24 protein-coding genes are annotated in these 21,344 nt (G+C 62.0%); 18 read left to right on the top strand and 6 right to left on the bottom strand.

The features are described 5' to 3' along the window. Positions 1-30: 30 nt before the first annotated feature. On the top strand, positions 31-435 hold the full coding sequence (gene mce / locus NLM33_RS08115; protein ID WP_254095572.1) for a methylmalonyl-CoA epimerase: 405 nt from the start codon (positions 31-33) through the stop codon (positions 433-435). Between the two features lie 9 nt (positions 436-444). Next, on the top strand, positions 445-720 hold the full coding sequence (locus NLM33_RS08110) for a DUF1467 family protein (RefSeq protein ID WP_254095571.1): 276 nt from the start codon (positions 445-447) through the stop codon (positions 718-720). A gap of 568 nt (positions 721-1,288) precedes the next feature. Here the strand turns inward: NLM33_RS08110 and NLM33_RS08105 are convergent. Continuing rightward, positions 1,289-1,555: a hypothetical protein gene (locus NLM33_RS08105; protein ID WP_254095570.1), complete on the bottom strand. Its 267-nt coding sequence runs from the start codon at positions 1,553-1,555 to the stop codon at positions 1,289-1,291. Positions 1,556-2,057: 502 nt separating this feature from the next. Between NLM33_RS08105 and NLM33_RS08100 the strand changes: the two genes are divergently transcribed. The 6 genes from NLM33_RS08100 to mtnK all read left to right on the top strand — a co-directional run bounded on the left by NLM33_RS08100 (position 2,058) and on the right by mtnK (position 8,654). Beyond that, positions 2,058-3,413 carry an efflux RND transporter periplasmic adaptor subunit gene (locus tag NLM33_RS08100; RefSeq protein WP_254095569.1) on the top strand — a complete coding sequence of 452 codons (1,356 nt, stop codon included), beginning with the start codon at positions 2,058-2,060 and terminating at the stop codon, positions 3,411-3,413. Positions 3,414-3,428: 15 nt separating this feature from the next. Continuing rightward, entirely contained in the window at positions 3,429-4,160 is a 732-nt protein-coding gene (locus NLM33_RS08095; protein WP_254095568.1) for an ABC transporter ATP-binding protein, read from the top strand. After that, entirely contained in the window at positions 4,157-5,392 is a 1,236-nt protein-coding gene (locus NLM33_RS08090; protein WP_254095567.1) for an ABC transporter permease, read from the top strand. The genes NLM33_RS08095 and NLM33_RS08090 overlap by 4 nt, the downstream gene beginning before the upstream one ends. 432 nt (positions 5,393-5,824) lie before the next feature. Continuing rightward, positions 5,825-6,811 carry an ABC transporter substrate-binding protein gene (locus NLM33_RS08085; RefSeq protein ID WP_254095566.1) on the top strand — a complete coding sequence of 329 codons (987 nt, stop codon included), beginning with the start codon at positions 5,825-5,827 and terminating at the stop codon, positions 6,809-6,811. Positions 6,812-6,984: 173 nt separating this feature from the next. Beyond that, positions 6,985-7,332 (top strand): hypothetical protein, encoded by a 348-nt coding sequence (locus NLM33_RS08080; RefSeq protein ID WP_254095565.1) that lies wholly within the window; start codon positions 6,985-6,987, stop codon positions 7,330-7,332. 32 nt (positions 7,333-7,364) lie between these two features. Next, positions 7,365-8,654 carry an S-methyl-5-thioribose kinase gene (mtnK, locus tag NLM33_RS08075; protein WP_254095564.1) on the top strand — a complete coding sequence of 430 codons (1,290 nt, stop codon included), beginning with the start codon at positions 7,365-7,367 and terminating at the stop codon, positions 8,652-8,654. Here the strand turns inward: mtnK and NLM33_RS49585 are convergent, their stop codons facing one another. After that, on the bottom strand, positions 8,655-8,981 hold the full coding sequence (locus tag NLM33_RS49585; RefSeq protein ID WP_371929918.1) for a GNAT family N-acetyltransferase: 327 nt from the start codon (positions 8,979-8,981) through the stop codon (positions 8,655-8,657). 104 nt (positions 8,982-9,085) lie between these two features. Between NLM33_RS49585 and NLM33_RS08070 the strand changes: the two genes are divergently transcribed. Beyond that, on the top strand, positions 9,086-9,262 hold the full coding sequence (locus tag NLM33_RS08070) for a hypothetical protein (protein WP_254095563.1): 177 nt from the start codon (positions 9,086-9,088) through the stop codon (positions 9,260-9,262). A 254-nt stretch (positions 9,263-9,516) separates the two neighbouring features. Here NLM33_RS08070 and NLM33_RS08065 read toward each other — a convergent pair whose 3' ends face one another. The 4 genes from NLM33_RS08065 to NLM33_RS08050 all read right to left on the bottom strand — a co-directional run bounded on the left by NLM33_RS08065 (position 9,517) and on the right by NLM33_RS08050 (position 13,635). Further along, positions 9,517-10,545 carry an ABC transporter permease gene (locus NLM33_RS08065; RefSeq protein WP_254095562.1) on the bottom strand — a complete coding sequence of 343 codons (1,029 nt, stop codon included), beginning with the start codon at positions 10,543-10,545 and terminating at the stop codon, positions 9,517-9,519. Between the two features lie 12 nt (positions 10,546-10,557). Further along, the gene (locus NLM33_RS08060) at positions 10,558-12,060 is read right to left on the bottom strand and encodes a sugar ABC transporter ATP-binding protein (RefSeq protein WP_254095561.1); all 1,503 of its coding nucleotides are present in this window, start codon (positions 12,058-12,060) and stop codon (positions 10,558-10,560) included. A 7-nt stretch (positions 12,061-12,067) separates the two neighbouring features. Further along, entirely contained in the window at positions 12,068-13,090 is a 1,023-nt protein-coding gene (locus tag NLM33_RS08055) for a sugar ABC transporter substrate-binding protein (protein ID WP_254095560.1), read from the bottom strand. Between the two features lie 140 nt (positions 13,091-13,230). After that, positions 13,231-13,635, bottom strand: coding sequence for a globin (locus tag NLM33_RS08050; protein WP_254095559.1), 405 nt, complete (start codon positions 13,633-13,635; stop codon positions 13,231-13,233). Between the two features lie 89 nt (positions 13,636-13,724). On the opposite strand from NLM33_RS08050, the gene NLM33_RS08045 reads away from it, so the two are divergent. From NLM33_RS08045 to NLM33_RS08005, 9 genes are all read left to right on the top strand, one after another. Beyond that, entirely contained in the window at positions 13,725-13,901 is a 177-nt protein-coding gene (locus NLM33_RS08045) for a hypothetical protein (RefSeq protein WP_254095558.1), read from the top strand. A 217-nt stretch (positions 13,902-14,118) separates the two neighbouring features. Continuing rightward, a complete protein-coding gene (locus NLM33_RS08040; protein WP_254095557.1) occupies positions 14,119-14,493 on the top strand; it encodes a DUF2946 family protein in 375 nt (124 codons plus the stop codon). A gap of 55 nt (positions 14,494-14,548) precedes the next feature. Then, positions 14,549-15,550 carry a hypothetical protein gene (locus NLM33_RS08035; protein WP_254095556.1) on the top strand — a complete coding sequence of 334 codons (1,002 nt, stop codon included), beginning with the start codon at positions 14,549-14,551 and terminating at the stop codon, positions 15,548-15,550. Positions 15,551-15,553: 3 nt separating this feature from the next. Continuing rightward, a complete protein-coding gene (locus tag NLM33_RS08030; RefSeq protein ID WP_254095555.1) occupies positions 15,554-15,922 on the top strand; it encodes a copper resistance CopC family protein in 369 nt (122 codons plus the stop codon). A gap of 14 nt (positions 15,923-15,936) precedes the next feature. After that, complete coding sequence (gene copD, locus NLM33_RS08025) at positions 15,937-16,869, top strand: copper homeostasis membrane protein CopD (protein ID WP_371929917.1); 933 nt, start codon at positions 15,937-15,939, stop codon at positions 16,867-16,869. A 77-nt stretch (positions 16,870-16,946) separates the two neighbouring features. Continuing rightward, a complete protein-coding gene (locus tag NLM33_RS08020; protein WP_254095554.1) occupies positions 16,947-17,321 on the top strand; it encodes a DUF2946 family protein in 375 nt (124 codons plus the stop codon). 85 nt (positions 17,322-17,406) lie between these two features. Continuing rightward, a complete protein-coding gene (locus tag NLM33_RS08015; protein ID WP_254095553.1) occupies positions 17,407-19,872 on the top strand; it encodes a TonB-dependent receptor domain-containing protein in 2,466 nt (821 codons plus the stop codon). 40 nt (positions 19,873-19,912) lie between these two features. After that, positions 19,913-20,446 (top strand): copper chaperone PCu(A)C, encoded by a 534-nt coding sequence (locus NLM33_RS08010; RefSeq protein WP_254095552.1) that lies wholly within the window; start codon positions 19,913-19,915, stop codon positions 20,444-20,446. A 107-nt stretch (positions 20,447-20,553) separates the two neighbouring features. Next, positions 20,554-21,330 carry a DJ-1/PfpI family protein gene (locus NLM33_RS08005; RefSeq protein ID WP_254095551.1) on the top strand — a complete coding sequence of 259 codons (777 nt, stop codon included), beginning with the start codon at positions 20,554-20,556 and terminating at the stop codon, positions 21,328-21,330. The last annotated feature ends 14 nt before the right edge of the window (positions 21,331-21,344 follow it).

The raw sequence follows: 21,344 nt of genomic DNA, 5'->3' as shown, positions 1-21,344 counted from the left end.
TTTCCGGATCATGCTCTGAGGGAGAGAACCATGCTGGGCCGGCTTAACCATGTCGCGATCGCGACCAAGGATGCCGTGAAGGCCGCCAAGATCTACGGCGCGGCGTTCGGCGCGCAGATTTCCGAAGCCGTGGCGCTACCCGAGCACGGCGTGACCACCGTGTTCGTGATGCTCCCCAACACCAAGATCGAGTTCATCGAGCCCTACGGCGAAGGCTCGCCGATCGCAAAGTTTCTGGAACGCAATGCCGACGGCGGCATCCATCACGTCTGCTACGAGGTCGTCGACATCATCACCTCGCGCGACGTGCTGGTGAAGGAGGGCGCGCGGGTGCTGGGCGACGGCGTGCCGAAGATCGGCGCGCATGGCAAGCCGGTGCTCTTCCTGCACCCGAAGGACTTTTCCGGCGCGCTGGTCGAGATCGAACAGGCGTAAGGCAGAGCCATGGCCTACGAGATCTCCACCGCGCTTGCGATCTACTTCGTACTCTGGTGGGTCACGCTGTTCGTGACCCTGCCGTTCGGCGTGCGCAGCCAGCATGAGGAAGGCGTCGGCGCCCCCGGCACCGATCCCGGCGCGCCGATCCTGACCGGAATGCGCAGCAAGCTGATCTGGACCACGCTGATCTCGGCGGTCGTCTTTGGCCTCGGCATGGCCGCCTATCATGCCGGATACCTCTCGATCGAACGCTTGTCGAAATTGATGGGAATGCCGTTCTAGAGCGCAGACTGTTTAGCGCGAAGCCACAGCCCGACCGCCGCCGCTTTGAGATAGCAACGGACGTGATGATCGGTTCTGAATGCAGCGGCGCTGTCGTATTCCGAGCCTCGTGTCTTAATTTGTGGTAACTAGTGTCCCAATGGTCTGAGTGCACTACGGAGGACACAAGCCATGAGGTCCGCGTTGCTCACGGCGACCGCGCTGGTTGCCTTGTCGTCGCTCGCTGTCGCGCAACAGCTTCCCACAACCAGGGCACCTAAGACGAATGCCGTGGTCGATCCCACAACGCCCACGGAACGGGCCAACGATGGGAACGCCCCCGGCGGGGGCAGACTGCACTATGATGTGCCTTGCCGAGTGTCGTCAGTGGGTACATGCACCACGCCGGAACCGCCGCCGCGATATAGACCAAAACCCTGACCCAAATATCCGCTCCCAGATGGAATCGCGGAGGCCGCCTCCGGTCGCATCCCGTTATGTGATGACCATGTCGCCTTCTGGCCCTTCGCGTTCTTTCGCGGGCGCCTAACAATCACGCTAACTTCGCTGTCAGAATCTGTCACCTTTGTCATTTGAAATCGCCGGAGAGGACGTGATCCAAAAAACTTTGAATCGTTTCCGGATGATCTGCGCCCGTCTGGTGTTTGCTATCGGCGACTACGTCCCACCAGCGGACGATCAATAATATGCTGGAACTATCTGTCGGAACTCTCTGCGCGATTTTTCCAATGCGCAACATAACCTTGAAAGGGAGTGTCCAGATGAAACACCCGACAACTTCGCTTCTTATCGGCGCCTGCCTGCTGGTTTCCTCGGCTGGGGCGGTCTTCGCCACGGACGCCCATAGGGTCTTAGGGACCAAAGGCCAGAATGGTACAGGTGGTGCCGGTGTTGCATCGTGCGGTGGCGCGCAAGCTAGTCCTCCGGGTCAGGTCGACAGCCTCAACACCAACTCCCCATTCCCTACTCTAGGCAACCCTACGCCAACCAAAGTGTACGCTGGATCCGGCGCAGGAAACTCAGGGGCCAATCCAAAAGCCAACTCCCAGTACGACAACGCTTGTTTCCAGCAAATGCCGTAAGCGCGGCACCGCCCGACACGGGAGGCGGCAGGTCACGACACAGCGCAGAATGCATAGGGGCGAGGCTGTTTCGGCATTGAGTGCGGGGCCCCGTCGGCTCGATTGGTCGCCGGGGTCTTCGAGAACTGTTTCCCGGGATCGACTGGCGTTGGGAGGTAGCAGCTTTCTCTGTCTAGCGGACATGTTCGGCTTGAATGAACCAATCCGCTTCTTGGGATTGCTTCAAGCGGTTAGTGATCAGGATGATAGCCACACATGCGTTTCGCCGTCGCCGTTCTGTTTTGCGGGTTCATAGTCGGGCTGGGGTACACCTATAGCCATAGCCGCGAATCCTCGGTCCCGACCTTCCTCACCGCCCCAGTCGAACGCGGCAGCATCGCTACTTTGGTCAAGGCGAGCGGCACCATCGAGGCGGTCGTAAGCGTCGATGTCAGCTCGCAACTGTCGGGACGAATCGCGAAAGTGTTCGTTAGTTTCAACGATGCTGTAACGGCTGGGCAGCCGATCGCGCAAATCGATCCAGAACTCTTTGCCGCTCGCGTCAGTGAAGCGAAAGCGGCCCTTAAAGTGGCGAAAGCGACTGCCGAGGTACAAAAGGCGGCACTTGAACGAGCGAAGGTCGCGGTCGCGAATGCGCAGACTGCCGAAAAACTGGCAGAGGAGCAATCCACCGCGAATAAGGCGCGGCAGGACGAGGTCGAGAGGGAGTTCCTGCGAAAGGTGGCATTGGCGCGTACCGGAGCCGGAACCGAGCGCGACTTGACCCAGGCGCGGGCCCTGCGTGATGCGGGAGCCGCCGACCTGCGCGCCTCCCTTGATCAGATCCAGATGAAGATCGAGGCCATTGCGATCGCGGAAGCAGAACGGCTTATGGCCGAGGCCAATCTCGAGAATGCACAGGCTGTTGTCGAGCAGAAGCAGGCGGCCCTCGATCAGGCGCAGCTCGACCTTGATCGTACCGTGCTGCGCGCGCCGATCGACGGAATCATCATCAATCGGGATGTCAATCCAGGACAAACGGTTGCAGTCAGCCTCGAAGCTAAGACGTTGTTCAAGATCGTGAACGATCTGCATGAGATGGAGGTGCATGGCAAGATTGACGAGGCCGATGTCGGGCAATTGAAAGTGGGCCAGACGGCCAAGTTCACAGTGGACTCTTTCCCTGATCGAACCTTCAGCGGCCGGGTTCTGCAGATCCGCAAGTCTCCCGACGTCGTGCAAAACGTCGTCACTTATACGACCATTGTTTCCGCACCAAATCCGGAGCTCCTGCTGTTGCCGGGTATGACCGCACAACTTCGGATCGTGGTGAGCGATACTGGAGAGGTGCTCAAAATTCCCGGCCACGCGCTGCGTTTCCAGCCGGCGGAGGCCGGCTCTCGATCCCCTCGCCGGAGTCAGGCCGAATCCGCTTCCTCAAAGGCACTCGCGACGGTTTGGGCGGTTGGCGATGACGGGCAACCCAGTCCGATCGCTGTCAAGCTCGGCGCGACAGACGACAATGGTGCCGAACTCCTGGAAGGCCAGCTCGCCGAGGGCCGGCAGCTGATCATCGGGGTTGCCAGTACGCAGACCCCGAGGCGCTACTTCGGGGTTCGCCTCGAATTCTGAGATCGGATTTGTAGGATGTCGCCGCTGGTCCGGACCATTGGTCTCTCGAAGCAATACTTATCCGGAGAGGTTGTTATCGCTGCGGTATCCAACGTATCGCTCTCAATTGCGGTTGGAGAGTTCGTCGCGATCCGCGGCCGCTCGGGTTCGGGGAAGTCTACCCTCATGAACCTCCTAGGTCTGTTGGATCGGCCGGATTCCGGGGAGTACGCCTTGAAAGGATGCGACGTCGCGCAACTGAGCGAGGCGACGCGGGCGTCCATCAGGAGCCGAGACATCGGCTTCGTGTTCCAATTGCCGGCACTTCTGCCGCGGGCGACCGCGCTGGAAAATGTCGAGTTGCCCCTCGTCTACGCTTCCGCGCCGCGCCTGAGACGCCGCCGTACGGCGATGGACGCACTCGCGCGTGTGGGTTTGGCCGACCATAGTCATCGTTGGCCGAACCAACTTTCAGGAGGAGAACAGCAGAGGGTTGTGATCGCCCGCGCGATTGTCAACGATCCGGCTGTTATCCTCGCTGACGAGCCGACGGGTTCACTGGACAGCACCACGAGCGAGGAGATCCTATCTCTGTTCGACGACCTGCATCGCGACGGTCGCACCCTCATCGTGGTAACGCACGCCATTGAGGTTGCCGGTCGTGCGCAGCGACGGATCACCATGCATGATGGACGAATTGTCGATGACGATGGAGCAACGTGCAAACGCGCGCCGTCAAGCGCCATCGGCGTGGGTTCTCCCTCATGAGCCCCGTGGAAGATCTGCGCATCGCGGCACGAGCGCTTCGCTCGAACAAGCTTCGCAGCGCCTTGACCGCACTTGGAATCATCGTTGGTGTCGCGGCCGTGGTTTGCATGGTGTCGGTGGGAGCGGGCGCACAAGCTGAGGTCTCGGAAAAGATCCGTACCTTGGGAGCCAACCTCCTGCTGGTCTTGCCCGGAGCGCGCAATGCCGGCGGAGCAAGGCTTGAGTCTGGAACACAGCCTACCCTCACCGAAGAGGACGCCGCGGCGATCCGCCGCGAACTGGTGGACGTGCAGGTCGCCGCGCCTCTGCTGTCGCGCTCGATGCCGCTCGTCGCGCTCAATAGGAACTGGGTGACGCTGGTGGCTGGAATTAGTAACGATTATCTGGTCGCCCGCGAATGGCGAGTGATCGAGGGGCGATCATTTACGGGCGACGAGACCACCTCCGGCGCCAAAGTCGCGATCGTGGGGTCGGTGGTCATCGATGAGCTATTTGATGGGCGTGCGAGGGTTGGAGAGGTGTTTCGAATTGGCAACGTGCCTTTCACGGTCATCGGCGTTCTCGACAGAAAAGGATTGGGCGCGGCCGGGCGCAGTCAGGACGACGTCGTATTCATTCCTCTTTCGACCGCAAAGAGCCGCGTCCTCGGTGCCGTGCATGGCACTACCCGCGAAGCCCTGGATTTCGTCTCGATCAAGATGTCCAATGCGAGCGACAGGCCCGAAATCGAACGCAACATCGAGGACCTGCTACGACAGCGCCATCATATTCGCGGCGATGCTCCCAGCGATTTTAGGATCGAGAATCCCGCGGACCTGTTGACCGCACGTGGTGCTGCGGTACGAACTCTCGGGATCCTGCTAATCGCAGTGGCAGCAGTTTCGCTGATCGTTGGCGGCATCAGCATCATGAACATCATGCTGGTCTCGGTGACCGAACGGACCCGCGAAATCGGGTTGCGCATGGCGGTCGGCGCCAGTCGCCGTGATATCCGATGGCAGTTCCTGATTGAAGCCTTGATACTTTCATTGATCGGAGGGATCGCAGGAGCAGTGCTGGGAGCCGTCGCCGCCGTCGCGATCGCATGGAATGCCGGTTGGCCCGTTCTCATCAGTCCGTGGGCCATCATGTTGGCTTGTGGATTCGCAGGTTTTGTCGGCATTTCGTTCGGCCTCTATCCGGCGCAGAAGGCTGCGCGGCTCGATCCGATTGCGGCATTGCGCTTTGAATAGCCCGGATCGAATAAGGTCCGCGTTGGCTGTTTCGCGAGCATGGGGTTCGTCTTTCGATCAGGAGCCGTGTTCGGATCGACCAGACTTGGCTTGGCCGCAGCGGAGGTTTGGCTCCGATCAGCTTGCCCTTATTCCAGGGGGCGGCGAGTCTTAGTGGAGAGGCTGTCTTCGTCAAGCATGATCGTACTCCTCGGTTTGTGAGGGCAGCGAGCATGTGTTGTGACGCGCAGATCGTGTCTGCTTTCAGAGGCTTGCGGCCTTAGGGGGCCGTGGGCCCGCTTTCGGTCCGCAGCGAATGACCCATTGCCGACGTAACAAGTTCGTCTGCTGTGATGCGGAATGAAGCATTGCTGTGACGATGTGGTAGGGTGCGACCCTCGCGAACGCGCAGGCGCAATAGGTTGCTGACCTGGACACTATGGGAGAGTTCAGATGCGGCGGCGGATCTTTATTGCGGTCGCAGGTGGGATGCTCGCCTGGCCCTTTTCTTCAGCGCCGCAATCGCTGAAGAGAATTCCTCGCCTCTGCTTTCTCACCTTTGACCCTGGCACGCCACAGTCGCCGGCGAAGCGCTTCGAAGGGTTCTTCGAGAGGTTGCGCGAACTTGGCTATGTAAATGGAGAAACCATCACCATCGACTACCTGCACCCTGAGGGTCGGAGTGATCGGTATCCCGAACTTGCTTCTGAATGTCTCCACCGTAAGCCCGATATCATTGCAGTGACTACAACGCCCGGCGCTCGTGCACTGAAGGATGCAACTACTGCCATCCCGATCGTGATGGTGGTTGGCGATCCGGTCGGCACAAAACTCGTCGCCAGCCTGGGTCGCCCGGGAGGCAACATCACCGGTATGTCGCAAATGACGTCGGGGCTCGCGGCGAAGCGTCTAGAGCTTCTGAAAGAGGCGGTGCCCGAACTTTCGCGCGTGCTTGTGCTGGCATACCTCGTTGACCCTATCTCGCCGCTTCAAGTCCAAGCTATGAAAGAAGCAGCTTCATCGCTAGGCGTGACGTTGCACGTCATCGACATTAAGACAGCCGATGATCTTCCGGTAGCGTTCGAGGCTGGGAGCAGGGTCGGTGCACAGGGAGTTCTCACCACGGCCGAAAGCATCTTCCGTGACGCGCGGGCGCGAGTCACCGAACTCGCTGCGCGCTACGGTTTGCCGGCAGTTTATCCTTACGCCGCGTTTGCGGAGAACGGCGGACTGATGGCCTACGACGACCTTGATGATCGAGACCTTCACAGAAGCGCTGCGGACTACGTCGACAAAATCCTAAAGGGGGTGAAGCCTTCCGATCTCCCTGTCCAGCAGCCGACCAAATTCCAGTTGGTGATTAACCTCAAGACCGCGAAGGCGCTCGGCCTCATCCTGCCCCCGGCGCTGCTGGCCCGTGCCGACGAGGTGATCGAATAAGAACGTCATTGCTGCGGTGCATGAATCCGCTTATGGCCCTTCGCGACATATTGCGCTGCCGGGCAAGCTTGGTTGCTAACGGAGCAGAGCGGACGTAGCCTTTACCGCGTTACGTCAATGCGATTGTGGGTAGGCGGCCTGGATTTTTCTGTGGCAACATGTTTGGGGGACGAATGACTTTTCAGCGGATCGTCGTTGCGCTCTTGGTATTGATCGTCGCAGGCCTCGGCGCCATCGGCTATTTCGAGTGGAAGATGGCCGTGCAGGTCCGCACCATGAAGGCCTTCGTCGAGGGCTACGTCTTCAACGAGGCGGTGGCGGCCTGCGAGCGGGCGCAGAGCTCGACGCCGTTCAAGTGGAACGGCGGCAAGAGCACCGCGATCGCCGGCCTGAACTCGGTCAAGCTCGACAAATATACGGTCATTGCGAGCTACACGCTGGTGGCGGACGGCGTCTATTGCGATTACGATCCGATCAAAAGAAAGGCCGACATCGGTTCGAGCTTCCTGGAGCGCGACTGACGATCCGGCCAGGATCATGGGCAGGAATCGTCATGACGCTGGCGCAGGCGGAGAACTATCGGATTCTGCGTGAGGCGGATCTGCGGGACTATCTCGCGGGTCGTCCAAAGCTGACCGCGGTACTGGGCGGCGTGCCCGGCGACTGGTCGATCACGGAAGTCGGCGACGGCAACATCAACCTCGTCTTCATCGTCAAGGGAGCGCGCGGCGGCGTTGCCGTGAAGCAGGCACTGCCCTATGTCCGCCTGGTCGGGGAAAGCTGGCCGCTGCCGCTGTCGCGCGCGCATTACGAATATCTGGCGCTGACCCGACAGGCGCAACTCGCGCCCGGGCTCGTGCCGGCGGTGCTGCATCACAACGACGCGCTCGCGCTCACAGTAATGGAGCTGCTCGAGCCGCACATCATCATGCGCAAGGGGCTGATCGCGGGCACGCAATATTCGCGCTTCGTCGACGACATCACCACCTTCATGGCGCAGACACTGTTCTTCACGTCCGATCTCGCGCTCACCGCCGCCGAGAAGAAGGAGGGCATCGCGGCCTTTGCCGGCAACCACGCGCTCTGCAAGATCACCGAGGATCTGATCTTCACGGATCCCTACCGGATCGCGGAGCAGAACCGCTGGACCGCGCCTTGGCTCGACGCGACGGCCGCAAGCTTCCGCGAGGATTTTGACCTGCATGTCGCGATCTCCCGGCTGAAGCTGAAATTCATGGCGAGCCCGGAGGCGCTGATCCATGGCGATCTCCATACCGGTTCGATCATGGTCACGGAGAGCGAGACCAAGGTGATCGATCCCGAATTCGCGTTCTACGGCCCCGTCGGATTCGACGTCGGGGCCGTGATCGCGAACCTCCTGATGGCTTATCTGGCCTCATCCGGGCACGAGCGCTCGCCGGGCGACCGGGCGGCGTTCGAGGCCTGGGTGTTGGAAACGATCGAGGGTGTCTGGAACGAGTTCGCGCGCAAGTTCCTGGGACTGTGGCGAAGCGACGCCAAGGGGGATGGCTATCCCGTATCGCTGTTCGCAGGCGAGGCGGGGGCAGCGCGGCTCGACACGGAACGGCAGGCCCATATGGCGCGGCTGTTCCAGGACACCGTCGGCTTCGCCGCGGCGAAGACCATCCGGCGCATTCTCGGCTTGGCGCATAATCTCGATTTCGAAGCGATCGCCGACGAGAAGCTGCGCGCGATTTGCGAAGCGCGCAGCCTCCGGCTGGCGCGCAGGATGATGGTGGAGGCGTCGTCTTTCGCGACGATCGATGCGGTGATCAAGGCAGCGCGCGAGGTCCGCGGTTGGCAGCCTGATTTCGCAAGATAGCTAAGGTACGACTGTCACGGCCTTACCCATCGGATGTCTTGTCGTCACTCCGAATCCAGGCTGCGGCGGTCCGGTCATGGTCCAGCCGTTCGATAGATAGAATCGAAGTGCGGTGACCGTGCTGTCGAGTGTAAGCCGCTCGAGGCCATGATGTGATGCCCAGACCTCGATCTCACGGATCAAAGACTTGCTCGTCCCCTTGAACCTCGTCTCGGGTGCCACGTAGTTCAGCAAAACGCCACCGTCGGCCCGGACGGCTGCAACGCCTGCGATACGCTCGCTTTCAATCGCCACAAGGACCGCGTGAGCACCGATCCACCGCCGCATGTTGTCTGCCGTCTGTTGCTGAGCCACATCGACAGGGTGGCTGGGTCACCCTGGTGGTCGAGGATGCATAGTTCCTGTATCGACCGTCGCACGACGTCGATCGCTTGGTCGGCATCGGCCATCTGAGCTGGTCTAACCAGCATTTTGGACGCTTCCTTTCCGCTCGCGCCAGGACGACGATGAGCAGGGAGACGCGCGCACAGATCCGCTGGGGCTATTCAGCATCGCAGCCGCTGCGCATAGACGTTGATGATCAGCGCCGCCAGAAGGATCAGTTGTAGGGTGGGCAAAGGCGCTCTTGCGCCGTGCCCACCAGCTTTCCGCGAGTGCAACAGAGGTGGTGGGCACGGCGCGCGAAATGCGCGCCTTTGCCCACGCTGCGGTCTCGGATACGCGGCGCCATGATGACATCGTGCCACTGATTTGCCCGACGTGTCAAATGATTTCGTAAAAAACGAAATCTGCCTCGACCGTCATCCGCTACTTTGCATGGGGTTGTTTTCGACATTTTGAAGGTGAGGGCTATCGCGCCCATCTACTCCGCCGCCTTCTCCCGCAGCCGCTGCGCGTAGACGTTGATGATCAGCGCTGCCAGCAGGATCAGGCCGCGGATCAGGATCTTCAGGAAGCTGTCGATGTTGACGTGGTCGAGGCCGTTGTTGAGCACGCCCAGCACGAACAGGCCGACGATGGTGTTGCCGATGCCGCCGCGGCCGCCGAACAGGCTGGTACCGCCGACCACGACGGCGGCGATGGAGTCGAGCAGATAAGTGTCGAACTCGTTCTGCTGCGCGCTGCCGAAATGCGCGACGCCGAGCATGCCGCCGATCCCTGAGCAGACCGCCGAAATGACCATCACGACGCCGAGGATCAGCTTGACGTTGAGGCCCGAATATTCGGCCGCCTCGCGATTGCCGCCGACCATGTAGACGTAGCGCCCGAAGCGCGTGTAGGTCAGCACCAGATGGCCGGCGAGCAGCATCACCGCGGCGACGATGACGATCCAGGGAATGCCGCCGATCGAGCCTGAGCCAAGGGTAGCGATCAGGTCGGGCACCTTGTAGGCGATCTGGCCGCGCACCAGCAGCGCAGAGATGCCGGCCGCGATCTGCATCATCGCGAGCGTCATGATGAAGGAGGGGATGCCGATCACGGTCAGGCCCAGCGCGTTGACGAGCCCGAGAGCCGCACAGAGCAGCAGCGCGAGCAGGATCGCGGCGGCGCCTGGGAGGGGGACGTTGGCGATGTTGACGTAGGATTCCTGGATCGTGAAATAGGCGACCGCAATCCCCGTGACGTTGGCAATGCTGGCAATCGAGAGGTCAATCTCGGCGCACAGGATCACGAAGGTGAGGCCGACTGCGATCACGCCGGTCACCGAGACCTGGGTGAGGATGTTGCCGAGATTGTCCAGCGTGGCGAAGGAGGGGCTTGCGAAGGCGAAGAACAGGCTCAGGAAGATCAGCGTCAGGAACGGCGCGATGTTGCGCATCTGCGAGCGCAGGAACGAGCCAATGCCGCGCGGCCGGCGGGCCGCTCCGGAAACTGCTTCACTGCTCGCCATTGTGTTTCTCCGTCACGCCGCCTCCAAAAGGCGGTCTTTGCTGACCGGCTCGTTCTTGAATTCGCGCACGACCGCGCCGCGCTTGAGCACGAGGATGCGGTCGGCCAACGACAGCACCGTCTCCGGCTCCGTCGACAGCACGATGATGGCAAGGCCTTTGGCCCGGAGGTCGCGCACGATGTTGATGACGTCGTTCTTGGCGCCGACATCCATGCCGCGCGTGGGTTCGCAGAGCACCAGGAGCCGCGGCGGATAGGTCAGCCATTTCGCCAGGGCCACCTTTTGCTGGTTGCCGCCCGAGAGCATGCCGAGGTCGAGGCCAACGACAGGTGGCCTGATCTGCAACTGCTCGACCTGACGCTGGGCGATGTCGCGCTCCTGCGCCGGCTTGAGCAGCATGGCCGAAATGCGATCCAGAATGCTGATCGAGATGTTCTTATAGACTGGCTCCTGGTGGAACAGCATGGCACGCCGGCTCTCGGGCACGAGCGCGATGCCCGCGCGCCGTGCGGCTGCGGTCGAGGCAAAGGACTTTGGCGCGCCGTCGACGACCAGCGCGCCGCTGTCCGGCTTCAGCTTGCCGAACAGGATGCGCGACAGCTCCTGCTGCCCGCAGCCCATGAAGCCGTAGATGCCGAGCACCTCGCCGGAACGCGCCTCGAACGAGACGTCCTGAAGGCTGCGCGCGAGCGAAAGCTGGTCGACCTTCAGGACGACTGAGCCCCCGTTGGCGGCTGGCAACATGAGGTCGTCGGTGTAGCTGTGCTCGAGCGCCTCGCCACCGCGGCCGATCATCGCTTCGATCAGCGCACCCTTTGTGGTCGCGCTAGCCGCGGTCTCGGCGACCTTCCGACCGTTGCGGAACACGGTTACCGTGTCGGACACGCGCAAGATGTCCTCGATGAAGTGCGAGATGAAGACGATGCCCGTGCCCTCTTCGCGCAATCGGCGGAGCGTCGCAAAGAGGCGCTCGACCTCGGGCGGGGAGAGGGCGGAAGTCGGCTCGTCCAGGATGACGATGCGCGCGCCGGAGAAAAGCACGCGGGCGATCTCGATGAGCTGCTGCAGGCCGATCGGCAGGTCGCCGAGCCGCGACATCGGATCGACGTCGATGCCGAAGCGGGCGAGCTGCTCGCCGGCCTCGCGCGCCATGCGCCGCCATTGTACGAGCCCGAGCCGGTTGGTCGGCTGGTTGCCGAGGAAAACGTTCTCGGCGACCGTCAGGTCGGGCGCGACGCTGAGCTCCTGATGCACCATGGCGATGCCGGCCGCGTGCGCGTCGCGGGCCGAGCGGAACCGGGTCTCCTTCCCGTCGATCAGGAAGCGGCCCGAGAATTCCGGGTGCACGCCGGCGATGATTTTCATCAGCGTGCTTTTTCCGGCGCCGTTCTCGCCGACGAGACCATGGATCTCGCCGGCGTACAGCGCGAAGTCGACACCACGAAGCGCTTCGACGCCGCCAAAGCTCTTCGTGATGCCCTGCAGTTCCAGGATCGGCGAACGGCCTTCGGGCATGGAGGAATCAGATCAGGAAGTGATCCTCCATCCACTGCATGCCGGCGGCATTCGCCTTGGTCACGACCGGGCCATCCGTCACCACGCTCTTCGGAATGCCCTGGCCGCTTTTTTCCCCGCCGACCACCGCGGCGACGCCCGCAACGATGGCGCCGCCATGGATGCGGCAGGAGGGATTGCGGACGGTCGCGAACATCCGGCCCTCGCTCACCGCCTGGATCGCGGGCGGCATCGCGTCGACGCCACCGATCAGGATGTTGGTACGGTTGTGCGCCTTCATGATGTTGGCGGCCGCGAGCGCCATGTCGTCATTGTGGAAGAAGGCCGCATCGATCTGCGGGTATTTCGTCAGATATGTCTCCCACAGGCGCGCGGTCTTGGAGACATCCCAATCGGCCGGCTGGGTGTCGAGCACCTCGATGTTGGGGAATTGCTTGACGACCGAGTTGAAACCCTTGGCACGGCCTTGCGCGCCGGTATGGCCGAGCGCGCCTTGCGTCATGATGATCTTGCCCTTGCCGCCCATGGCGTTGCACAGCGCCTGCGTGACGGAAGCGCCCATGAACTCGTTGTCGGGGGCCAGGAAGGAATGCACGTTGATCTGATCAAGAGGAGCAATAAGCGTATCCATGTCGATGACGGGCGTGCCGGCATCGATCATCTTCTGCACGGGCTGGGTGAGGGTGCCGATGCCGAAGGCCTGGATCGCGACGAAGTCCCACTTCTGCGAGGCCATGTTGTCGATGGCCGCGCGCTGCTTCACCGCATCGAGCTGGCCGTCGAACCAGGTCACCTCGACGTTGAACAGCTTGCCCCAGAATTCCGCAGCCTGCTTGCCTTGCGCGCACCAGGTGGCCTGCAGGCCTGCATTGGAGAATGCCGCCTTCAACGGCTTCTCCGAACGTCCCATCTCGGCAGCAAATGCTGGGTTAATCCCCATGCCGCCGAGGATGGCCGCCGCGGCGCCGGCGGTCGTTGCCGCCTGAAGAAGATCGCGCCTGGTTGTCGAGAAATCTTTCGTCTCGGACATCGCTCGCTCCCATGATTTTATCGTTGGCAGCGTCATTGTTTGCGCTACCAAGGCGGGCAGTGTCTCACAATCGAAGAGTTCACGCTACCCACTCGGCAATCGCGACAGCATCGCTGCGACTTGGTGCAACGCAAAGAGAGTTAGGCCGGGCTGCCGGCGAAGCCCGCGATCTCGGAGAGTAGTTTCTTCCACGCCTCATCCGTATCGGGGGACCACTCGTTGCCCAGCAGCTCCCGCAGCACATCACGGATCACGCGAAAGAACGCGATGAACAACTCTTGGGGCGTGCCGTAGGCGTCGTGCGAGGACAATTCGCATTGGATCATGCGGAAATGTCCGCGGCGCTCGCCGGCGAAATCGAGGATCGCCTCGATCGTGAGCGCGAGCATCGACCCGCGGACCAGCTCGCCGCCGTCTTTGCGAAACATCGTCTGCGTTTCGGGATGCTCGGCAAACAGCCGCTGATAGACGAGTGGTGTCAGATCGTCGCAGCGCATGGCTGCGAGCTCGAAGCTTCTCTCGATTGGATTGGCTGAAGCGTTCATCCGTGTTGGGTGCCCGCACAAAAAAAGAGAGCGGGGCCCTAGCCCCGCTCAAAAATTGTGTCGACCCTATTATCCCCGATATCTGAGATTTGATCTTGATTGACGGGGCGACGCTGCGTTTTGCGCGCCAGGGGCTCCTCCCGAGACTTGGACCACCAGACTTCGACCTCGCGGCCAGCCTGAGCAAAGAGATGCTAGATCAACTTTTCTCACTTGTCATCATTTTCGGCAACGATTGTTCAAAATTCGAGCAGTTGGCGAAATGATCGGGCTTTTTTGCCCCCTAAGCATATGACAAATATAAGAAATCTGTGGATATGGGGCTGCCTCGCATCTGCCTCAAATGCTGGGTCGTCACCCTTCGGCCGCGCACGCCGAACACAGTTTTCGAGAAATTTGTGATCGCGCAAGCAGGCTGGCGAAGTGGCCTCGACTCGGGCCCGGCCCGGTGTTTAGTTGCTGGGCGAACGAATGGTTCGGCGAATGCGCGCGCGGCTGCAAAAATTCCTGCCCCTGGTCCTGCTCGCTCTCGCGATGCAGGTGCTGGCGCCGATTGTCGCCTGCTGGGCCGCAGGTCTTGCGGTCGCCGATCCGCTTCAGAATGCGGTGATCTGCCACAGCACCGATGCATCGGGCGCAGGCGCGGCAGGCCAAACTAATCTGCCAGCGACGCATGCGGGAAGCTGTTCGATTTGCTGCCTGGCGCAGGCCAATGCGACGCTTGATTCGCCGCAGCCCACGTCCGCGAATCCGCTCCGGCGCGCTGAACCCGTGCTGTGGCATGAGCAGGCCGCACCCGCGGTAACATCGCACGGCAGATCCAACGCCCGCGCACGAGCGCCTCCGCAGCTGACGTGAGCCTGGCGGTCAATCGGCCGCCGAATTCGCACGTCAGCCTCGCGGAGGTTCTCAAATGTCCATCTGTCATACGCGTGCGGGCCTTCTGGGGCTCGCCCTCGCCCTCGTCCCTCATTCGGGAAGCGTTGCTCACGAGATCGTTGGCAACCGGTTCTTCCCGGCAACGCTGGGCATCGATGACCCCGGCGTCAACGATGAACTGTCCATTCCAACGGTCGACAGCTTCAAGACCGGCGATGTCCCGCCCGTTCGGCAGCACGACGTCTCGGGCGAATTCTCCAAGCGGATCACCGAGGACTTTGCCATCTCCTTCGGCTCGACCCACACCTTTCTCAATCCGACGGACCCGACCGTCCCCGGCGCCAACGGATTTCAGAACCTGGAGACCACGTTCAAGTACCGGGTCTTCAAAGATCCCGCGCATGAATTCGTGATGTCGGTCGGCCTCAACATCGAATGGGGCGGCACAGGCGCGCAAAATGTCGGTGCCGATCCCTTCAACACCTACTCGCCGATGCTCTGGTTCGGCAAAGGTTTTGGCGACCTGCCGGACACGTTTTCCTGGCTTCGTCCTGTCGCCGTCACCGGCCAGGTCGGCTACGCGATTCCTGCCAGGAATTTCACGACCACGTTCGGGATCGATCCCGATACCGGCGACTTGACCGCCGATACCGAATTTCATCCGCGCGTGCTGAATTGGGGCGGAACGATCCAGTACAGCATGCCTTACCTGAAATCCGCCGTCGTGGACCTCGGCCTGCCGGAGTTCGTCAACCACCTGATCCCGCTCGTCGAAGCCAATCTGCAAACACCGATTGCGAACACGCTCACCTCGGGCACGACGACGACAGGCACCATCAATCCCGGCGTCATCTGGGTCGGCAACAAGTATCAGGTGGGTGTTGAGGCGCTGATTCCGATCAATCGGCAAAGCGGGACGCATGTCGGCGTGATCGGACAGTTGCACTTCTATCTCGATGACATTGATCCTCGTGGTATCGGCAAGCCGCTTTTCGGTGGCACGGTCCAATCTGCCAACCCCCTCGCAAGGAATTGACCGATGCGACGCTCATCCCTCAGTTCAATGATGCTGTTCGTGGTCCTCTTGCTGACGTCGCTGACGCCTGGCGAAGCAAGCGCCCATGCCGAGCTCGACCACGCCGAGCCGCGCGTCGGCAACAAGGTGGCAAGCCCCCCTCGCGAGGTGATGCTCTGGTTCACCCAGAAACTGGAGGCGGCGTTCAGCTCGATCACCGTTACGGGTCCCTCCGGTCAGCGCGTCGACGGCGGCAAGGCGCGCGTCAGCGGCAACCAGATGTCGATCCCGCTGAAGTCGGGTGGGCCGGGCACATACCACGTGAACTGGCGCGTGCTGTCCGTGGACGCCCACACGACGGACGGCAGCTTCACCTTCCAGGTCGGTCCATGAAGGCCTGACCGCAGATGGACTGGACAGCAGCACAAGCGCCGCTGGTCGCGATGCGCGCCGTGCACTTCGCGGCAACCGCGATCACGGTTGGAGACGTCATGTTTCGAGCCGTCATCGTTGCGCCGGTCGTGCGCTCGGAGGGGGCCGCGGCTATGTCGTTCGAGGCTCCCACCTTGTGGGTCTCGTGGCTCGGTCTTGGTCTTGCGCTGATCTCCGGCGCGATCTGGTTAGTGCTTCAGGCCGCCTCGATGAGCGGGATGCTGCTCGATGAGGCAATGTCCGCGGACGTGTTGTCGACGGTGATCAACGAAACGCAATTCGGCCAGGTGATGACGCTTCGAGCGGGCCTGGCGATCTGTCTGGCGGCTTGCTTCCTCTGTGATCGCATGGCGATCGCGCGATGGGTTGGATTTGCGGCTGCGGTCGCATTCGCCGCAAGCCTCGCCTGGAGCGGCCATGCCGGCTCGACCGCCGGTGAGGCGGGGTACCTGCATCTTGCCGCAGACGCGCTGCACCTGACCGCCACCGCCGCCTGGATCGGTGGGTTGGCGTCATTAATCTTGTTGCTGGCCGCGGCCTGCCGAAACAAGACGATTTCGCTGGCCCGCGACGCCGTGAGCCGATTTTCGATCATGGGTATGGTCAGCGTGGCAACACTGCTGCTCACAGGATTCATCAATGCCGCCATCCTGGTGGGCTCGGTTCACGCGCTGGTCGTCACCGAGTATGGACGGCTGCTGCTGCTCAAACTTGTCCTGTTCGCGCTCATGCTGGTGCTCGCCCTGGTCAACCGGCTGGTGCTGACGCCACGGCTTGCCCCGGCCGGGCGCGGCGCGTTGCGCTGGCTTACGCGCAATAGCGCCGTCGAGCTTGCTCTCGGCCTTGCCATTCTCACCATTGTCGGGATGCTTGGGACGATGCATCCCGCGATGCACCTGGTGAACTGAATAGTTGTTGGTGAAAAAGCGATCTCGACTCCATGGCGGATCGTGTCTAGTTAGTAAGCGAACGAATGGTTCGGCGGATGCGGGCGCGGCTGCAAAAATACTTACCCTTGGTGCTGATCGCATTGGCGATGCAGGTGCTGGCGCCGATCGCCGCCTGCTGGGCAGCAGGCGTGGCGGTCACCGATCCGCTTCAGAATGCCGTGATCTGCCACGCCAATGGCGGTTCAAGCGCAGGCATTGACGACCGGACCAGTGCGCCCGGCTCACATGTAGGCGCTTGCTCGCTCTGCTGCCTGGCACAGGCGAACGCGTCTCTCGATGCACCGCAGACCGTCTTCCCAACTCCTGTCCGACCTGCCGAATGCGTGGCGTGGCACGACGCGGTGCATCGTGTCGACGTGCCACACGGCGGCTCCAACGCGCAGGCGCGCGCACCACCTCAATTTTCCTGACGACCCTCGTGATCGCTGCGGCGCGTCCGCAGGCGATTGATGCTGTCGAAGGGCCGGAGAGAAAGACCGGCGTCAGGACATTCCCATGTTACCTCGTCATGCCCGCTGGGGTGTGAGTGTCGTCGCCGTTCAGGCCGCGTTGCTCGCGTCGGTGGGCCGAGCCGCCGCCCAGAGCGGCGAAAGCGCATTGCCGCCGGTGACGGTCGACGCGCCGATTGCGGCACCACATAAGCAGCGCAAACCGGCCGTCCAATCCTCGGCCGCGCGGAGCCGGAGCGCGAAACCTGCAAGCTCCGCAGAGGGGCCTCCTGCGGCCGTCAAAACCAGCGGGCAGGGCGCCGGCACCGCTCGTGCCTCGCTGGAGACCCCGCCGGCGGTGGCGCGTTATCAGCTTCCGCAAACGTCCTTCAGCATCACCGCCAGGGAGATCGACGAGACGATCAACACAAAGGACCCCGAGGATGCCGTCAAATACATGCCGAGCCTCTTCGTGCGGAAACGGCACGACGGCGACAATCAGGCGGTGCTGGCGACGCGAAGCTGGGGCCTGAATTCCAGCGCGCGCACGCTCGTCTACTATGACGATCTCCTGATCTCGGCGCTGATCGGCAACAACAACTCGGGGGCCTCGCCGAAGTGGAATCTGATCGTGCCGGAGGCGATCGGCCGGGTCGACTATCTCAACGGTCCTTTCGCCGCGGCCTATCCCGGCAACTCGATCGGTGGTGTGCTGCTGATCACCTCGAAGATGCCGGACAAGCCGTTTGCGACGGCCAAGGAGACGGTCTCGGTGATGCCGTGGAGTCAGTACGGCACCAAGAGCACCTACGTCACCAGCCAGACCAGCGCGGCCGCAGGCAACCGCGACGGTGCGCTGTCGTGGCTCATCGGCGCCAACTATCGTGACAGCTATCAGCAACCGCTGAGCTACGTGACGAATGGCTCGGTCCCGGCCAGGACCACGGGCACCTTCATCGCACCGAGCCGGACCGGCGGGGTCGCGGATGTCGTCGGCGCCGGCGCGGTGGCGCACTCGCAGCAGACGTCGGGGAATATCAGGCTGGCTTACGACCTGACCCCGCTGGTGCAGGCAACCTATTCGCTCGCGGTCCGGAACAATCACCAGACCTCGGAGCCGCAGACCTATCTGAGATCGACCGTGACGGGCCAGCCGACGTTTGCGGGTCTCTCGGGATTTGCTCCCAACAAGTATACCTGGGACGAGCTTCATGTGAGCAACGCCGTCTCGCTCCGGAGCGATACCAAGGGCGTCTTCGATTTTGATCTTTCGGCATCAAGCTACAATTACCTTCAGGATATTCTTCTCAACCCCTACACCGTCGTGGCCTCGCCCGGACTTGGCTACTCGCTGAACGGCAAGGTGACGCGGATGGACGGCACCAATTGGCAGAACGCCGATGCCAAGGGCATCTGGCGTCCCGACGGGGCCGACGGTTCGCATGAGGTCAGCTTCGGCGTTCACGGCGACCGCTACAGGCTCGAGAACCCCGTCTATGTCTCCACGGTTTGGTATGCGGCCCCTTCGACGGGGAACGGGGTGCTCTACTCAACGGGTGTCGGCGAGACTCGGACCGAGGCGCTCTGGGTTCAGGACGCCTGGAAGATCACACCGAACGTCAAGCTGACGCTCGGTGGACGATTGGAGAGCTGGCAGGCCCTCGATGGCCTCAACGTCAACACGACGGCGACTAGTGCCGGCGCCATCACCTCGGTGAGGACGACGCAACAGCCCTCGCTCTCGTCGACCAATTTCTCGCCGAAGGTTTCGCTCGCGTACGATCCCAACAAGGATTGGAACATCACTGCGAATTTCGGCGAGGCGTATCGCTACCCGACGGTGACGGAGCTTTATCAGAACATTTCCGTCGCCAACATTATTTACCTTGCCAATCCGCGGCTCGCGCCCGAGCAGGATTTCACCGGCGAGCTCAATCTCGAACGACGTTGGCAGGACGGCCGGGTCAGGTTCACGGTGTTCAGCGAACGCACGAACGACGCGCTGATCTCGCAGACGACCACCGTGACTGACGTGGCCGGAAACCAGTCGTTCCAGACCGCGGTCAGCAACGTCGCTGCCATCCGCATGCGAGGCGTCGAATTGTCGGCTGACAAGGACAATGTCCTGATCAGCGGGCTGCAGCTCTTTGGCAGCGTCACTTACGTCGATTCCAGGATCATCTCGGATCCGAGCTGGGCGGGAGCCACCACCGTCGTCGGCAAACGCGTGCCCTATGTTCCGGACTGGCGCGCGAAGGCCGGCGTCAGCTATCGTCCGAATGAGAGCTGGGTCTATACCGTTGCGGCGCGCTACACTGGCAAGCAGTATGCGACCCTCGATAATACCGACGTCGTTCCCCACGTGTACCAGGCGTTCGATCCGTTTTTCGTCGTCGACATGAAAATCCACTACAATGCCACGAAGGATTTTTCGTTCGATTTCGGCATCGATAATCTCTTCAACTACCAGTACTTCCTGTTCCATCCGTTCCCGGGACGAACCTTCGTCCTTGCCGGCAAGTACACGTTCTGACGGTGAGGTGGGCGCAACAATGAAAAGAAAGGCAAGCCACATGAACAAGCTCTCACGCATCCTCGCGCTCGCTGCGCTCTCGGCACTGACGTTCACCGCACCCGGCCGCGCCGACGAGGTCAAGGCCGGTGATCTCGTCGTCACGCAAGCGTGGAGCCGGGCGACGCCCGGCGGCGCAAAGGTCGCCGGCGGCTATCTGACGATCGAGAACAAGGGGAACGCGCCGGATAAATTGGTCGGCGTCTCGGCCGAGATCGCCGGCAAGATCGAGGTCCACGAGATGGCGATGGACAATGGCGTGATGAAGATGCGACCGCTCGACAAGGGTCTCGCGATCGAGCCGGGAAAGACCGTGAAGCTCGCGCCGGGCGGCTATCATCTGATGATGCAGGAGCTGAAGGGGCCGCTCAAGCAGGGCGACAAGGTCCCGGTCACGCTTCAGTTCGAGAAGGCCGGCAATGTTGCCGTCATCCTCGACGTCCAGGCCGTCGGCGCGCAGGCACCGGGTGGCGGCGAGCATGGCGGACACATGGATATGAAGAAATCGCCGGATCACTCCGGGATGAAGATGTGAGGGTGCGGTGTTTATCAAACCGTTGAGCCTTTCGCTTTTGCTGGGAGCGGATGAAGCCGATCTCGTCTCACCCGTCCCCGTTCGCTGACATTTCGTGGAGCAAGAGCATGGATCGAAGAGAGTTCAACGCGACGCTGGCGGCCGCATCCTTGCTCAACCTCGTCGCGCCGGCCGCACTGGCGCAGCCGGCGTCGCCGGCTCGCCCGCGCGTGGGCCTGTTGATCCATTCCGACATGATCCTGCTTGATCTGGCCGGCCCGCTCACCGTGTTCAGCATCATGCAGGCGGATATTCACCTGATTGGCAGGACCGAGCAGCCGGTCATGACCGACGTCCGCTTGCCGGTTGCACCGACGGTAACCTTCCAAAACGCGCCGAAGATGTTCGACGTGTTGTTCGTGCCCGGAGGTCTGAAGGGAACGGTCGCGGCGATGCAGGACCGTGAGACCATCGAATTTCTCAGGCAGCAGGGTGAAGCCGCGCGCCTCGTCACAAGCGTTTGTACCGGCTCGCTCTTGCTCGGCGCCGCGGGGCTGCTTAGGGGTTATCAGGCGACTTCGCACTGGTACGTTCGCGATCTGCTCGCGCATATGGGGGCGGTCGTACGCAGGGATCGCGTGGTCGAGGATCGCAACCGGGTGACGGGCAGCGGCGTCACGGCCGGAATCGACTTTGCGCTGGCGATCGCAGCGCGGCTTGCGGGCGAGGAGGCTGCGCGGCGAATTCAGCTCGTGATCGAATACGATCCCAGGCCGCCCTTCGATTCGGGATCGCCCGAGCATGCCGGTCCTGCGCTGGTGGGCGACGTCTTGAAGCGGCGGCAGGACCTCATTCGTGAAGCGGAAGCTGCGGCCAAGGCAGCTGGTGCCGCAATGAATCTATGAACAAGTGAGGCTCC

Source organism: Bradyrhizobium sp. CCGUVB1N3, assembly GCF_024199925.1.
Taxonomy (GTDB): domain Bacteria; phylum Pseudomonadota; class Alphaproteobacteria; order Rhizobiales; family Xanthobacteraceae; genus Bradyrhizobium.
Note: the sequence above shows the minus strand (reverse complement) of the source record. Positions and strands in the feature narration are given on the sequence as shown.

Coding starts and splice junctions, on each gene's coding strand:
- NLM33_RS08005 (WP_254095551.1), top strand. CDS start 20,554: ATGGATCGAAGAGAGTTCAACGCGACGCTGGCGGCCGCATCCTTGCTC.
- NLM33_RS08085 (WP_254095566.1), top strand. CDS start 5,825: ATGCGGCGGCGGATCTTTATTGCGGTCGCAGGTGGGATGCTCGCCTGG.
- NLM33_RS08100 (WP_254095569.1), top strand. CDS start 2,058: ATGCGTTTCGCCGTCGCCGTTCTGTTTTGCGGGTTCATAGTCGGGCTG.
- NLM33_RS08020 (WP_254095554.1), top strand. CDS start 16,947: ATGCGGGCGCGGCTGCAAAAATACTTACCCTTGGTGCTGATCGCATTG.
- NLM33_RS08035 (WP_254095556.1), top strand. CDS start 14,549: ATGTCCATCTGTCATACGCGTGCGGGCCTTCTGGGGCTCGCCCTCGCC.
- mce (WP_254095572.1), top strand. CDS start 31: ATGCTGGGCCGGCTTAACCATGTCGCGATCGCGACCAAGGATGCCGTG.
- NLM33_RS08095 (WP_254095568.1), top strand. CDS start 3,429: ATGTCGCCGCTGGTCCGGACCATTGGTCTCTCGAAGCAATACTTATCC.
- NLM33_RS08040 (WP_254095557.1), top strand. CDS start 14,119: ATGCGCGCGCGGCTGCAAAAATTCCTGCCCCTGGTCCTGCTCGCTCTC.
- NLM33_RS08110 (WP_254095571.1), top strand. CDS start 445: ATGGCCTACGAGATCTCCACCGCGCTTGCGATCTACTTCGTACTCTGG.
- mtnK (WP_254095564.1), top strand. CDS start 7,365: ATGACGCTGGCGCAGGCGGAGAACTATCGGATTCTGCGTGAGGCGGAT.
- NLM33_RS08080 (WP_254095565.1), top strand. CDS start 6,985: ATGACTTTTCAGCGGATCGTCGTTGCGCTCTTGGTATTGATCGTCGCA.
- NLM33_RS08010 (WP_254095552.1), top strand. CDS start 19,913: ATGAACAAGCTCTCACGCATCCTCGCGCTCGCTGCGCTCTCGGCACTG.
- NLM33_RS49585 (WP_371929918.1), bottom strand. CDS start 8,981: ATGCGGCGGTGGATCGGTGCTCACGCGGTCCTTGTGGCGATTGAAAGC.
- NLM33_RS08060 (WP_254095561.1), bottom strand. CDS start 12,060: ATGCCCGAAGGCCGTTCGCCGATCCTGGAACTGCAGGGCATCACGAAG.
- NLM33_RS08030 (WP_254095555.1), top strand. CDS start 15,554: ATGCGACGCTCATCCCTCAGTTCAATGATGCTGTTCGTGGTCCTCTTG.
- NLM33_RS08055 (WP_254095560.1), bottom strand. CDS start 13,090: ATGTCCGAGACGAAAGATTTCTCGACAACCAGGCGCGATCTTCTTCAG.
- NLM33_RS08065 (WP_254095562.1), bottom strand. CDS start 10,545: ATGGCGAGCAGTGAAGCAGTTTCCGGAGCGGCCCGCCGGCCGCGCGGC.
- copD (WP_371929917.1), top strand. CDS start 15,937: ATGGACTGGACAGCAGCACAAGCGCCGCTGGTCGCGATGCGCGCCGTG.
- NLM33_RS08050 (WP_254095559.1), bottom strand. CDS start 13,635: ATGAACGCTTCAGCCAATCCAATCGAGAGAAGCTTCGAGCTCGCAGCC.
- NLM33_RS08015 (WP_254095553.1), top strand. CDS start 17,407: ATGTTACCTCGTCATGCCCGCTGGGGTGTGAGTGTCGTCGCCGTTCAG.
- NLM33_RS08090 (WP_254095567.1), top strand. CDS start 4,157: ATGAGCCCCGTGGAAGATCTGCGCATCGCGGCACGAGCGCTTCGCTCG.